Genomic DNA, 13033 nt, shown 5'->3' on the forward strand with positions numbered 1-13033 from the left:
ACAACTATCGCAAACGTTTGCTTAAGCGTGATACAATTCGCTTAGTTTAAATTGATTATCTATTACGTTATAGGAAAGAACTGTGAGCAAACAATCATTAAGTTACAAAGATGCTGGCGTTGATATTAATGCAGGTAATGCGTTAGTTGAAAAAATTAAAGCAGATGTTAAACGTACGACGCGTCCTGAAGTTATTGGTGGATTAGGTGGCTTCGGCGCACTTTGTGCTATTCCAAGCAAATATAAAGAGCCTATTTTAGTATCAGGAACAGACGGTGTCGGAACTAAATTGCGTTTAGCTATCGACCTCAACCGCCATGATAGTATTGGGGTTGATTTAGTTGCGATGTGTGTCAATGATTTAGTTGTTCAAGGTGCTGAACCACTGTTTTTCCTTGATTACTATGCAACAGGTAAACTGGATGTCGACGTGGCTGCAAGTGTCATTAAAGGCATTGCGAATGGGTGTGAACAAGCGGGTTGTGCTTTAGTAGGTGGTGAAACTGCTGAAATGCCTGGTATGTATCATGCGGGTGATTATGACTTAGCAGGTTTTTGTGTGGGTGTTGTTGAGAAGTCAGAAATCATTGATGGCGCAAAAGTGAAAGCGGGTGATGCGTTAATTGCATTAGGTTCAAGCGGTCCACACTCTAATGGTTATTCTTTGATCCGTAAAGTCATCGATGTCGCAGGCGTCAACCCAGCGGAAGAGCAGCTTGCAGGTAAACCACTTGCCGATCATGTACTTGCACCGACAAAAATTTATGTAAAATCTCTTCTTCAATTGATCAAACATGTTGATGTCCATGCCATTTCACATTTAACTGGTGGTGGTTTCTGGGAAAATATTCCACGTGTCTTACCTAAAAATGTGAAAGCAGTCATTGATGAATCAAGCTGGGAATGGCAACCTGTATTTAAATGGTTACAAGAAAAAGGCAATATTGAGACATACGAAATGTACCGCACGTTTAACTGTGGCGTGGGGATGATTATTGCGTTACCACAACAAGATGTCGAAACAGCATTAGCACTCCTCAAACAGACGGGTGAACAAGCTTGGGTGATTGGTCAAATCGCATCTGCTGCTGAAAACGAACAACAAGTTATCATTCGCTAATGAAAAAAATTGTTGTTTTAATTTCAGGTCAAGGTACAAATTTACAGGCATTGATTGATGCCTGTCATTCTGGTTTTCTCCCTGCTGAAATTGTTGCAGTGATCAGCAATAAAGCAGAGGCGTTTGGACTCGAGCGCGCTAAAAAAGCAGGGATTCCTCACCACGTTTTTTTACGTAAACATTTTGACAGTAATTTAGCAATGGACAACTGCATTGCTGATTATATTGAGTCAATTCAAGCTGATTTGATTGTGTTAGCTGGTTATATGAAAATTTTAAGCGCTGACTTTACTCAGCGTTTTGCTGGGCGGATTCTCAATATCCATCCCTCTTTGCTTCCTAAATACCCAGGCTTAAACACTTATCAACAAGCATTAGAGGCAGGTGAGAAAGAACATGGTACCAGTGTGCATTTCGTGAATGAGGAAGTGGATGGCGGTGCCGTCGTTTTACAAGCTAAAGTGCCTATTTTTGCTGACGATGAGATTGCAGATATCGAAGAGCGAGTAAAAGCGCAAGAATTGCGTCTCTATCCTCTCGTCGTCAAATGGTTTGTTGAAGACCGACTCAAATTAGTCAATGGACGTGCCTTTTTGGATAACCAATGCTTGCCCGAAAATGGCTATGCCACTGAGGACTAACAGCCTAAAAAGTACGGTCTGTATCCAGACCGTTTTTTATACCTAAAAAATCTAAAATTAGCTTGCCTTGTTACTATTAATTTTATCCATTCTGTTTTAGAATTTACCGATTTTATTTTTCACTTTGTAAATAAAGGAGCATACAATGAAATTAGTACACGTACAGCATCCCCTCGTCAAACACAAATTGGGTTTAATGCGTTCTGCTGATATCAATACTAAAAAATTTCGTGAATTAGCTACAGAGGTTGGTAGTTTATTAACGTATGAAGCCACCTCCGATCTAGAAACGGAAAAAGTCATTATCGATGGTTGGTGCGGTCCTGTTGAAATCGATCAAATTAAAGGTAAAAAAGTGACAGTGGTACCTATTCTACGTGCTGGCTTAGGCATGATGGATGGCGTATTAGAACATGTTCCAAGTGCACGTATCAGCGTAGTTGGGATGTACCGTGACGAAGAAACACTCAAACCTGTTCCTTATTTTCAAAAACTTGCGAGTGACTTAGAAGAACGCTTAGCCATCGTGGTTGACCCTATGTTAGCAACGGGTGGCTCGATGATTGCAACGATTGACTTATTAAAAGAAAAAGGCTGTAAACATATTAAAGTCTTGGTACTCGTTGCTGCCCCAGAGGGAATTAAAGCACTCGAAGCTGCTCACCCAGATATCGAAGTCTACACCGCTTCCGTTGATAGCCACTTAAATGAACACGGCTATATTATTCCTGGTCTTGGTGACGCGGGTGACAAAATTTTTGGAACGAAATAATCCATAAAAAGCAGCATTGAAAATGCTGCTTTTTTCCATGTAATTTACGTCGCTGTAAATTCAAGTTAATTCAGACAGAGAGTTGAAACTTAAATGACAAATCAAAATCAAACGGCTCCAGTAATGGAACAACATCAAGGTAAACAAGCCTTCGTTGGCTTACAAATGCTTTTCGTCGCTTTCGGCGCACTGGTTTTAGTCCCACTCATCACAGGACTCAATGCCAATACCGCCTTACTCACTGCGGGGATTGGTACCCTCTTATTCCAACTGTGCACAGGTAGACAAGTCCCGATTTTTCTTGCTTCCTCTTTTGCATTCATTGCGCCTATTCAATATGGTGTCGCGACATGGGGTATTGCAACGACAATGGGAGGCTTAGTCTGTACAGGTTTGGTCTACTTTGCTTTAAGTACCTTAGTGAAATTAAAAGGGGCGGGTGCTTTACAGCGCGTTTTCCCACCCGTTGTAGTGGGACCTGTGATTATCATCATCGGGATGGGCTTAGCGCCTGTTGCGGTGGACATGGCATTAGGCAAAAACAGTCAATACGACTATAACGATGCGGTATTAGTATCAATGGTCACCCTTTTAACGACCTTAAGTGTTGCGGTATTTGCTAAAGGCATCATGAAATTAATTCCGATTATGTTTGGTATTACTGTCGGTTACCTGTTATGTCTATTCTTAGGATTAATCAACTTCCAACCTGTATTAGATGCACCTTGGTTCAGTCTCCCTGAAATCACCACTCCAGAATTTAAACTAGAAGCGATTCTCTACTTATTACCTATTGCTATCGCACCCGCTGTTGAGCACGTGGGAGGCATCATGGCAATCAGTTCCGTAACGGGCAAAGATTTCTTACAAAAGCCAGGATTACATCGCACTTTATTGGGCGATGGCGTAGCAACTAGTGCAGCTGCCTTTTTAGGTGGTCCACCGAATACCACTTATGCAGAAGTCACTGGCGCTGTGATGCTAACGCGCAACTTTAACCCGAATATTATGACGTGGGCTGCCATCTGGGCAATTGCGATTTCATTCTGTGGTAAAGTTGGTGCCTTTTTAGCTACTATACCAACTATCGTTATGGGCGGAATTATGATGTTAGTCTTTGGTTCCATTGCAGTGGTAGGCATGAGTACATTAATTCGTGGCAAAGTAGATGTTACTGAAGCACGCAATCTTTGTATTATTTCCGTTGTCATGACTTTTGGTATTGGCGGGATGTTTGTGAACTTTGGTGAAGTATCACTAAAAGGAATCAGTTTATGTGCAGTTGTCGCGATCCTACTTAACTTAGTTTTACCAAAAGCAAAGGATACACTCACTGAAGAGAATCAATAAAATAAATGAGGGTTAAGACTTGCTTAACCCTTCCTTTTTCGTTTACTCTTAACACTCTTTTTCCGCATTAAATAGGCTATTATTTGTTAGATAATTTCCAATTACCTTTACCCATTCATCAAATCGATGATGAGACATTAGATAACTTTTATGCCAACAATAATTTATTGTTGCTGAGTTCACTACGTAAAAATTTTGTGCAACCAGAGCAACAATTTTTCTATATTTGGGGAGAAAAAAGCAGCGGGAAAAGTCATTTATTAAAAGCCATTACCAATGACTTTTTCTTACATCACCGACCTGCTATGTATGTTCCTCTCGAGAAATCACAATACTTTTCCCCAGCAGTATTAGAAAACTTAGAATTACAACAACTGGTGTGTTTAGATAATTTAGATGCCGTCATTGGTGATGCGGAATGGGAATTAGCCATCTTTGATCTTTTCAATCGTATCAAAGCACAAGAACACACTTTGCTAGTGATCAGCGCAAACCAATCACCTACCGCACTGGCAGTCAGCTTACCCGACCTCGCCTCTCGCTTACGTTGGGGAGAAAGTTACCAGTTAAATCCACTCAATGACCAACAAAAAATCGAAGTCTTGCAACAAAACGCACATCAACGAGGAATAGAATTACCCGATGAAGTGGCAAGTTTTTTATTAAAGCGTCTTGACCGAGATATGCAAACTTTGTTTGAAGCGCTCAGAAAATTAGATCATGCCTCGTTGCAAGCACAACGAAAACTCACGATTCCCTTTGTGAAAGAAATTTTACAGTTATAAAAAAACCGCATTTATCTGTGGTTTTTTCTTTTATCTTAACGATTGTAGTTATAGTTGTAACGGTAGCTGACACTCGGGAGGAACATCATAGGAGTTGGACGATAGATTGTGCGAGTTTGCACTTTTGGTCGGCTATCGCTTGCATTTAATTCATGCTCAACTTCTTTTGAATAAGCCTGTTTTTGATCGGTTGGAACAGTATTGCCACTACTCACTCGTTGGTTATATTCTTGTAAGGTTTTCATATCCATTTGAACATTGCCCTGTGGCATTTTTTGTGTACAGCCCGCCAATAAAATACCAGCAGATAAAATAATTACTTTTTTCATAAAACTCCTCAAATTTTTAACGGCAAATTACGCCAGATAACATCGTTTTTCTATGTTGAATATTTTGTGTTGCTAAATTTTTTCCCTGTTGATTTTCCTCTGCTTGCACTTTTTGTGCCAGCTTTGGATCATGAATATAAAATACAGGAACGTATTGAATATTCTTTGCTGCCTCTTTAGACGAAACCGTCGCAGTTGCAATATTAGTGTAATATTCTTGTTTGTTCACAGGAACAACATAATAAGTGGTGGCATCAGTGACATCCACACCCGTTCTAGAATTAAAACCACTGCAAATCCCCGCCCCAGACTCAAAAATGGTATGTGAAGATTTTGCTTCATTAATTTGAAAAACTTCAAATTCAATACTGCTCCCTAATGCTTTTGCATCGTTATCATCCATTGCTGGATTCAATTTACGTGCAAAATCACGATTAACGTAAGTCACGTCCGTCGGCGCTTCTGTTTCGTGAATCGTTAATAGCGAGCGTTCTTCCTCTTGTGCGATCTTAGGCTGACCATATGTCTTTGTAACGGAGTTTTCAGAAATATGCATAGTCCAAGACTCAGCACAAACTGCATTAGAGGATAATATCAATCCGAAAAACAATGCTCTAAGATACATCATATCTTTCTCACATCTCATATAGTTCTAAAGGGAGATCATCTGGATCACGCAAAAAGGTAAAACGTTTATGTGTCAAAGGGTCGATCCGAATGGGCTCACAACTTATGGCTTGCTCTTGTAAAAACGCCACCACTTGATCAAGATGTGCTACTCGAAAAGCTAAATGACGTAAACCACACGCTTCTGGATTCGTTACACGTACAGGTGGATGAGGAAAAGAAAACAACTCAATTTGGCTACCATCGCCAAAACGCAAGTCTAATTTATGGCTCTGACGATCTGCTCGATAGCTTTCTTCAATGATCTCAGCCCCTAAAATCGTCGTATAAAAATATTTAGACCGTTGATAATCAGAGGCAATGATGGCGACATGATGAAACCCAAGAATAAGTGAATTCACTGCTTTCCCCTCCAAAAATTGCGCATAATTATACGCATTTTGATTAAAATGTAAAATAAACGAAAAAATCCACCCATTTTTGATTAAAAAACAAGCGGATTTTTAGGCAAAAAATTGTCAGTGCATTTATGGTTTAGGCTCAGTCTGACTGCGTTTTTCAGTCTCTTGTGCTTCTTGTGATGCTTTAGCAGAATGAATACTACGTTCAATTAATGCCACTCTTGGATCATCTTGAGGTAATAAACGTAACATCATAGACCAAGTCACTGCCGCCATTTTATAGTCCTCCGCTTCAAAATAGCGGAACGCTAATAAACCCAATGCTTCTAAATTACTGTGGTCTTGTCGAATCACTTCTTTTAATAAAGCGTCTCCTTTCGCTTTGTCTGTGGCATCGTCCGAAAACATTAAGATACGGGCATAAGAAAGTTTATATTCATGGTTAGCGGGCTCCAACTTGTTTGCCCTTGCATAACTCTCTAACGCCAGTTGCCCTTTATTTGTATTCATCGCCACTTGTCCCAGTAGCCACCAACTTTTCGCATCCTCTGGTTGTTTTTGCAGATGCAGACGAAGTGCAATCGAAAATTGCTGTAACTCTGCAGGGCTTAAGGGATTCTTCTCCTCATCTTTTAAACGTTCATAAAAGTGCGGTAAAGTTTGATAGTTTTTTTCTAGCCAGTTTTCTGCCTGCCATGACCCCACACTTAAATACGTCACGGTCGATAAAATACTCAGTGCCAGAAACCCAGATATCACCCAGACTTTACCATGGTGTTTAGCGTCTACAACCGCATCTGTTTGATTTTCTGGAATGTCTTCTAATAACGACTGTTGTAATTCCGTTTTAAGCTGGGCTGCATTCACGAGCAGACCTTGCGCTTCATCGCGTTCAAGTTCTGCTAAACGTTCAAAATACAAGGCTTTATTTAGCTCATCACGCTTAACGGATTGCTTTAACAGTGCTGATTTTGTTGTTCTTAACAAAGGATAAAAACAAATTAATGCCATCACTAACGTTAATAACATCACACTTAACCAAAAACTCATCATGCCTTCTCTTTTAACAAATCTTGTAAACGTTGTTTTTCTTCATGACTTAACACGACCTCGGATGCGCGTGTCTCTCTTTCCATGTTGGGCTTACGACGAAATAACATGATGACCCCTAACACAGCGAAAACGACGGGAATCACCCACAACGCAAGCGTTGCAGCAGTTAATGGTGGATCATAAGTGACAAAATGCCCATAACGATCAACCATATACTTCACGACCTCTTGCTTTGAATGCCCATCTTGCAATAATTCCAACACTTTATGACGCATATCCACCGCAATGGTCGCATTAGAGTCCGCAATGTTATTGTTTTGACATTGTGGACAACGCAGTTCTTGTGTCAACGCGTGGTAGTCTTTTTCTTGTTCCAGTGAACTAAACGTCAGTGCATCAATCGTCGCAAAAGTAGATAAACTAAACAATAAGCCTAACAGTATAATCACCCTGCGCATTATTTTTCCTCCATCAATTTCTGATAGATAGGCTGAAGTTTCTCACGCCACACTTTGTCATTGACATCACCAGCATGGCGATAATGAATGATACCTCGACCATCGATGATAAAGGTTTCAGGTGCCCCATAAACCCCTAAATCTAAACCAAGAGATCCTGTTTCATCTTTTAACACAACTTGATATGGGTTTCCCAGATCCTTAAGCCATTTCACTGCTTTATCTGTTTTATCTTTGTAATCCAAGCCAATAATGGTAATCCCACGCTGTGCGAGTTCGTTCAAATAATGATGTTCGGCATAACACGTTGGGCACCATGTTGCCCAAACATTCAATAAAATTGGTTTACCTTGTTGAAACACATCAACGGAATGTTGTTTATCTTGCAATAAATCTGCAGCCCTTTTTATTGGAACAGGCTTGCCAACTAAAGCAGACTCCAACGCCTTTGGATCATCGCCTTGAGCATTACGTTGCAGTTGCAGAGCAAAAGCGAAGACTAACGCCACAAATAAAATTAAGGGAAGATAACGTTGCTTATTCATCATTGCCCCTTATTCAGTAAGCGAGAAAAACGGTAACGGCGATCCAACATACAGAGTAATCCCCCTAACACCATAAATACCCCTCCTAGCCAAATCCAGCGAATAAATGGTTTGTAATAGAGACGCAACGCCCATGCGCCATCACCTAAACTTTCCCCAAGTGCAACATAGAGATCTCGCGTCAATCCCCAATCAATCGCTGCTTCTGTCATGGTCATTTTACTGACTGTATAAAAACGTTTTTCAGCAAATAATACGGCTTCCACTTTATCGCCTTTACGAATATCAATTTGTGCTTTACCGCCCAAATAGTTTGGTCCATTGGCATCATGAATACCTTGGAAAGTAAACTGATAATCGGCAATTTGAACCGTCTCGCCCACTTTCATGCGTACATCACGTTCTACACTGTAGTTTTGACTAAAGGCAATCCCCCACACAGACATTGCGACACCTAAGTGTGCCAAGACCATTCCCCAATGTGAACGAGATAATTTCGTCAAGCCAATGAAAAACCTCTCACGATGTGTAGCACGCTGCTGTAATTCGTATAAGCTGAGTAATACAATGAATACAACCATCATGCAACCTAATACTGCACTCACAGTCAAACTATCTTGTAAAAAATACGGTAAGGCAATCCCTGCAATTAACATGATGATTAAACTGACGAGAACAGGGGTGCGAATCGCAGAAAACGCATCGCGGCGCCACTTCACTAGAGGTCCGATACCGAGTAAGAGCGAGAAAGGAATCATAATGATCAAAAACATTTGATCAAAGAACGGCGCCCCAATCGAAATCGTTCCTAAACCAAGTTGCTTATGCACTAAAGGTAATAGGGTACCTAAGAACACCACAGAAAGTGCGGTCATTAATAAAATATTATTCAGTAACAACATACTTTCACGGGAATAGCGTTCGGCATTATCACGTGAGCGAATTTGACTGCCTTTATAGGCATAAAGTGCCAGTGAACCACCAATCACTACAATTAAATACGCCAGAATATACAATCCACGGGTTGGATCGGAAGCAAAAGCATGTACCGAAACTAAAATCCCTGAACGAACGAGGAATGTTCCCAGTAAACACAATGAAAAAGCCAGAATTGCCAGTAAGACCGTCCAAGCTTTAAAGGAGCCACGCTTCTCAGTCACCGCAAGTGAATGTAAAAGTGCAGTCCCTGCCAGCCAAGGCATAAATGACGCATTTTCAACAGGGTCCCAGAACCACCAGCCTCCCCAGCCAAGTTCGTAATATGCCCACCATGAGCCTAACACGATACCTAACGTCAAAAAGACCCACGCAGCCATCGTCCAAGGGCGAGACCATCTTGCCCATGCTGTATCCAATTTTCCTGTCATTAACGAAGCAATTGAGAAAGCAAAAGCAACGGAGAAACCAACATAGCCCATGTACAATAACGGCGGGTGAAAAATCAATCCTACATCTTGTAATAATGGGTTCAACTCTTTGCCATCAACAGGAAAATCAGGAAACGTACGGTTAAAAGGATTGGATGTGAAAAGCACAAAAATCAGGAAACCAATACTGATGATCCCCATGATGCCTAATACACGAGCAACCGCTTCTTGTGGCAATTGCTTACTAAAAAGTGCAACTGCTGCGCCCCACAGTGTTAGCAACCAAATCCATAATAATAACGATCCTTCGTGAGATCCCCACACGGCAGACAAACGATAATGCAGTGGTAACGTCGTATTTGAGTTGTTGACGACATACTGGACAGAAAAGTCATTCACTGCAAATAAATAACATAAGGCAAGAAAGGCAAGGGTTAAACTGATAAATAAGCCATAAGTCATTGGACGCGCTAATGACATCAACTGGACATTGCCCTTTTCTGCTCCCCATAAAGAAAAACTTGCCACTAACACTGCAATGGCAAGGCTTAACGCTAACGCATAATTTCCAAATTCAGCGATCATTTTTGCCCTTCTTGTGTGTTATTTTGATACGCTTTTTCTTGGCGATCCCGCTCACTTTCACCTTTCAAATCAGAAACGCCCATCGGGTTATGCACTTTTTTCATTTGTGCGTCCAACTCTGGCGGTACGTAATTTTCATCATGCTTTGCCAAAACTTCCGTCGCTTCTAGAACAGTCGGTGCTTTTAATACCCCTTGTGCTACAATTCCCTGCCCCTCGCGGAATAAGTCAGGCAAGATGCCTTCATATTCCACAGTAATGGAGGGACCAATATCGTTTAAGTCAAACTTGACTTTTAAACTGTTAGGATCTCGTTCGACTGACCCCGCAACGACCATGCCTCCGACACGAAGACGTTGTCCTACTTGCGGTTTTTTATTTGCATCCTCTTCTTTGCCGTACACAATCTCTGTTGGGGTATAAAATAAATCGATATTTTGGCGCAAGGCATAGAGTATTAATGCTGAAGCAATCGACACACCAAATAAAATAAACAACACCATCGTCATTCTTGATTTACGTCTTGGCGTCATAATACACCTCTCGATTCATTTTTTTGTAAACGTGCTTGGCGTTGCTGTTCACGGAGCACGTCCTTCAACACTTTTTTGCGTTCTTGTAAACTTTGTATAATTAATACCACCACGGCAACAAGACTGATTCCATAGGCTAACCAGACATAAAAGCCATAGCCCCCCATATCAAAAAAATCCCGCCAAGTTTCAAAAAACATGTTTTTCTCCCCGTCCCTATTTTATGTGATTTGCTAATTCTTGTACCCATGGACGTTTACTGTCTTCTTTTACTAAAGCGGTACGATAACGAATCAAAGTTAACCAAATATAAAGCATCATAAAGCCAAAAATACATAAGATAAGTGGAATCAACATCGGCGTAGCAATAGACGGTTTTTCAAATTTTGTTAGACTCGCCCCTTGATGTAAGGTATTCCACCATTCCACTGAAAAATGAATAATGGGTAAATTAATCACTCCTACTAAACATAAAATACCCGCGGCTTTTGCACCCACAGTGCGATCTTGAAAAGCAGAATACAATGCCATCACACCTAAATATAAGAAAAAGAGAATTAACTCAGAAGTAAGACGCGCATCCCATACCCACCAGGTTCCCCACATCGGTTTTCCCCAGATTGCGCCCGTCACTAGCGCTAAAAACGTAAATAATGCCCCGATTGGAGCCATTGCAATCATCGCCAAATGCGCTTGTTTCATTTGCCAAATTAACGCAACAAACGCAGCTATCGCCATGGAACCATACACGCCCATTGACCAAATTGCAGTGGGTACATGCACATACATGATGCGAAAACTGTTACCTTGTTGATAATCCGCAGGTGCGAAGGCTAATCCCCAGATCACGCCTGCACACAATAAAAGCATGCTAAGTATGGCTGTTGGGAGTAAAAACTTACCACATAAATGATACTGAGTTTCTGACTTTGCATAAGGGTGTAACCACTTCCACATAGAACAATCCTTTTATTGATCTAAACTAATTCGTAAGGCTGCTGCGATAGCAAAAGGCGATAATGTTATCGCACCTGCTAAAATTGCCCCTAAAATCGCTAATTGACCATGATATGCCATATTTAAACTTGCCGCTTCCAGTGCTGAAGCGGAAAAGATTAACACGGGGATAAATAATGGCACGACTAATAAACTGAGCAATACTCCCCCCTTTCGTAACCCCACAGTTAAGGCTACGCCAATTGCTCCAATACAACTTAATACTGGCGTACCAATCAACAAAGTCAAAACTAATGCCCACCAAATTGATGTATCGAGCGAGAGCAATAATGCGGCAATGGGGGAAAGTAAAATCAATGGCAAGCCTGTTAGAAGCCAATGAGCAATTACTTTTGCTAAGGCAGTCAAGGCTAACGGCTGTCCCGTTAACATCAATTGTTCTAATGAACCATCAATGAAGTCATCACGAAATAAACGTTCAAAAGACAATAATGCTGATAATAATGCGGCAACCCATGCGATACCTGGCGCAATACGCGCCAGTAACAACGGATCAGGACCAATCACTAACGGGAACAACGTAATAACGATCAAAAAGAACCATAACGGATTCAATATTTCCGCCTGTTTACGCATCGCAATTTGCAGTTCACGCTGAATGATTTGTGTAAATATCATCTTATTTCTGTTTTAATCCATTTTTAATGAGAGGGTCACTTACTATTCAGAGACGGAGTAACGCCCTGCGCGCCATGAGATTTATAGTTTTCTAACCGCACTTTTTGCAAACTTGCACTTTGCACATCTTGATGGCTGGTGAAAATCACGATACCGCCTTGTTGCACATGTTGTTCAAATAATGCAGTTAAAACTTGTACGCCTCTTTTATCAATCGCAGTGAAAGGTTCATCGAGCACCCACAAAGGCGCTTTTGATAACCACAAACGCGCTAGTGCAATTCGTCGTTGCTGTCCAGCGGATAACTGTGCGGCGGGGATGTCCTCACGCCCGAGTAACCCCACGGTTTCCAGAACTTGCCAACATACTTCATCCCCTTGTTCACTTGCACTAATCTGCTGATAAAATTTCAAATTTTCCCAAGCAGTTAACTCTGGTTTCACGCCTGAATGATGCCCGAGGTAAAGTAAATCATACTGATAATCTTCACGCTGGTGCTGAATAAGTTGGTTATTCCACCACACTTTGCCCTCAAACTGCTGCGCTAAACCAACGATAATGCGTAATAAGCTGGTTTTACCGATGCCGTTATGACCTTCAATTTGTATAAAATCGCCACTCTTTATTGTTAAATCCAACGCGGAAAATAGGAGATGATCGCCACGCTGACAAGCTAAATTTTCTATTTTTAATTGAGCAGACTTTTGCATAATGAATCAATTCTGACGAGGTAATGGCTCGCATTCTATCATAAGGAATACGCTTGGCGTAGTGATTGACAATGGAAAACACTACCTCTTTCGAGGTGGATTATAGGGTTTATTGATTTAGA

17 protein-coding genes are annotated in these 13033 nt (G+C 41.1%); 5 read left to right on the forward strand and 12 right to left on the reverse strand.

Annotated features, from left to right (window positions below; all coding sequences use genetic code 11):
- Positions 1-82: 82 nt before the first annotated feature.
- The 5 genes from purM (at position 83) to hda (ending at position 4668) form a co-directional block, all read left to right on the forward strand.
- The gene (gene purM, locus ACWIT3_RS03470; RefSeq protein WP_457161427.1) at positions 83-1120 is read left to right on the forward strand and encodes a phosphoribosylformylglycinamidine cyclo-ligase; all 1038 of its coding nucleotides are present in this window, start codon (positions 83-85) and stop codon (positions 1118-1120) included.
- A complete protein-coding gene (gene purN, locus ACWIT3_RS03475) occupies positions 1120-1761 on the forward strand; it encodes a phosphoribosylglycinamide formyltransferase (RefSeq protein WP_457161428.1) in 642 nt (213 codons plus the stop codon). Before purM ends, purN begins: the two co-directional genes overlap by 1 nt.
- Positions 1762-1906: 145 nt before the next feature.
- Complete coding sequence (upp, locus tag ACWIT3_RS03480) at positions 1907-2533, forward strand: uracil phosphoribosyltransferase (RefSeq protein ID WP_457161429.1); 627 nt, start codon at positions 1907-1909, stop codon at positions 2531-2533.
- Between the two features lie 93 nt (positions 2534-2626).
- Entirely contained in the window at positions 2627-3883 is a 1257-nt protein-coding gene (locus ACWIT3_RS03485; RefSeq protein WP_457161430.1) for a nucleobase:cation symporter-2 family protein, read from the forward strand.
- An 83-nt stretch (positions 3884-3966) separates the two neighbouring features.
- Positions 3967-4668 carry a DnaA inactivator Hda gene (gene hda / locus ACWIT3_RS03490; protein ID WP_457161431.1) on the forward strand — a complete coding sequence of 234 codons (702 nt, stop codon included), beginning with the start codon at positions 3967-3969 and terminating at the stop codon, positions 4666-4668.
- A 35-nt stretch (positions 4669-4703) separates the two neighbouring features.
- On the opposite strand, the gene ACWIT3_RS03495 is transcribed toward hda, so the two are convergent.
- The 12 genes from ACWIT3_RS03495 to ccmA all read right to left on the reverse strand — a co-directional run bounded on the left by ACWIT3_RS03495 (position 4704) and on the right by ccmA (position 12911).
- Positions 4704-4997 (reverse strand): hypothetical protein, encoded by a 294-nt coding sequence (locus ACWIT3_RS03495; RefSeq protein WP_457161432.1) that lies wholly within the window; start codon positions 4995-4997, stop codon positions 4704-4706.
- 16 nt (positions 4998-5013) lie between these two features.
- Complete coding sequence (locus ACWIT3_RS03500) at positions 5014-5553, reverse strand: hypothetical protein (RefSeq protein ID WP_457161433.1); 540 nt, start codon at positions 5551-5553, stop codon at positions 5014-5016.
- Between the two features lie 79 nt (positions 5554-5632).
- Positions 5633-6025 (reverse strand): SMU1112c/YaeR family gloxylase I-like metalloprotein, encoded by a 393-nt coding sequence (gene gloA2, locus ACWIT3_RS03505; RefSeq protein WP_457161434.1) that lies wholly within the window; start codon positions 6023-6025, stop codon positions 5633-5635.
- A gap of 126 nt (positions 6026-6151) precedes the next feature.
- Positions 6152-7075 carry a c-type cytochrome biogenesis protein CcmI gene (gene ccmI, locus ACWIT3_RS03510; RefSeq protein WP_457161565.1) on the reverse strand — a complete coding sequence of 308 codons (924 nt, stop codon included), beginning with the start codon at positions 7073-7075 and terminating at the stop codon, positions 6152-6154.
- Complete coding sequence (locus ACWIT3_RS03515; RefSeq protein ID WP_457161435.1) at positions 7075-7536, reverse strand: cytochrome c-type biogenesis protein; 462 nt, start codon at positions 7534-7536, stop codon at positions 7075-7077. The genes ccmI and ACWIT3_RS03515 overlap by 1 nt, the downstream gene beginning before the upstream one ends.
- On the reverse strand, positions 7536-8081 hold the full coding sequence (locus tag ACWIT3_RS03520; RefSeq protein ID WP_457161566.1) for a DsbE family thiol:disulfide interchange protein: 546 nt from the start codon (positions 8079-8081) through the stop codon (positions 7536-7538). Before ACWIT3_RS03520 ends, ACWIT3_RS03515 begins: the two co-directional genes overlap by 1 nt.
- Entirely contained in the window at positions 8081-10033 is a 1953-nt protein-coding gene (locus ACWIT3_RS03525; RefSeq protein ID WP_457161436.1) for a heme lyase CcmF/NrfE family subunit, read from the reverse strand. Before ACWIT3_RS03525 ends, ACWIT3_RS03520 begins: the two co-directional genes overlap by 1 nt.
- Positions 10030-10566, reverse strand: a complete 537-nt coding sequence (gene ccmE / locus ACWIT3_RS03530; RefSeq protein ID WP_457161437.1) for a cytochrome c maturation protein CcmE — start codon at positions 10564-10566, stop codon at positions 10030-10032. The genes ACWIT3_RS03525 and ccmE overlap by 4 nt, the downstream gene beginning before the upstream one ends.
- The gene (gene ccmD, locus ACWIT3_RS03535) at positions 10563-10766 is read right to left on the reverse strand and encodes a heme exporter protein CcmD (protein ID WP_457161438.1); all 204 of its coding nucleotides are present in this window, start codon (positions 10764-10766) and stop codon (positions 10563-10565) included. Before ccmD ends, ccmE begins: the two co-directional genes overlap by 4 nt.
- Before the next feature lie 16 nt (positions 10767-10782).
- Complete coding sequence (locus tag ACWIT3_RS03540; RefSeq protein ID WP_457161439.1) at positions 10783-11523, reverse strand: heme ABC transporter permease; 741 nt, start codon at positions 11521-11523, stop codon at positions 10783-10785.
- Between the two features lie 12 nt (positions 11524-11535).
- Positions 11536-12201 carry a heme exporter protein CcmB gene (gene ccmB / locus ACWIT3_RS03545; protein ID WP_457161440.1) on the reverse strand — a complete coding sequence of 222 codons (666 nt, stop codon included), beginning with the start codon at positions 12199-12201 and terminating at the stop codon, positions 11536-11538.
- A 35-nt stretch (positions 12202-12236) separates the two neighbouring features.
- Positions 12237-12911, reverse strand: coding sequence for a cytochrome c biogenesis heme-transporting ATPase CcmA (gene ccmA, locus ACWIT3_RS03550; RefSeq protein WP_457161441.1), 675 nt, complete (start codon positions 12909-12911; stop codon positions 12237-12239).
- Positions 12912-13033: the final 122 nt, after the last annotated feature.

It is taken from the genome of Pasteurella sp. P03HT (assembly GCF_054052285.1).

Excerpts from the sequence above, each read along its gene's own strand:
- ccmA (WP_457161441.1), bottom strand. The coding sequence starts at position 12,911 with ATGCAAAAGTCTGCTCAATTAAAAATAGAAAATTTAGCTTGTCAGCGT.
- ACWIT3_RS03515 (WP_457161435.1), bottom strand. The coding sequence starts at position 7,536 with ATGCGCAGGGTGATTATACTGTTAGGCTTATTGTTTAGTTTATCTACT.
- ccmI (WP_457161565.1), bottom strand. The coding sequence starts at position 7,075 with ATGAGTTTTTGGTTAAGTGTGATGTTATTAACGTTAGTGATGGCATTA.
- ACWIT3_RS03495 (WP_457161432.1), bottom strand. The coding sequence starts at position 4,997 with ATGAAAAAAGTAATTATTTTATCTGCTGGTATTTTATTGGCGGGCTGT.
- ACWIT3_RS03500 (WP_457161433.1), bottom strand. The coding sequence starts at position 5,553 with ATGCATATTTCTGAAAACTCCGTTACAAAGACATATGGTCAGCCTAAG.
- ACWIT3_RS03485 (WP_457161430.1), top strand. The coding sequence starts at position 2,627 with ATGACAAATCAAAATCAAACGGCTCCAGTAATGGAACAACATCAAGGT.
- ccmD (WP_457161438.1), bottom strand. The coding sequence starts at position 10,766 with ATGTTTTTTGAAACTTGGCGGGATTTTTTTGATATGGGGGGCTATGGC.
- purN (WP_457161428.1), top strand. The coding sequence starts at position 1,120 with ATGAAAAAAATTGTTGTTTTAATTTCAGGTCAAGGTACAAATTTACAG.
- upp (WP_457161429.1), top strand. The coding sequence starts at position 1,907 with ATGAAATTAGTACACGTACAGCATCCCCTCGTCAAACACAAATTGGGT.
- ACWIT3_RS03525 (WP_457161436.1), bottom strand. The coding sequence starts at position 10,033 with ATGATCGCTGAATTTGGAAATTATGCGTTAGCGTTAAGCCTTGCCATT.
- ACWIT3_RS03540 (WP_457161439.1), bottom strand. The coding sequence starts at position 11,523 with ATGTGGAAGTGGTTACACCCTTATGCAAAGTCAGAAACTCAGTATCAT.
- ccmB (WP_457161440.1), bottom strand. The coding sequence starts at position 12,201 with ATGATATTTACACAAATCATTCAGCGTGAACTGCAAATTGCGATGCGT.
- ccmE (WP_457161437.1), bottom strand. The coding sequence starts at position 10,566 with ATGACGCCAAGACGTAAATCAAGAATGACGATGGTGTTGTTTATTTTA.
- ACWIT3_RS03520 (WP_457161566.1), bottom strand. The coding sequence starts at position 8,081 with ATGAATAAGCAACGTTATCTTCCCTTAATTTTATTTGTGGCGTTAGTC.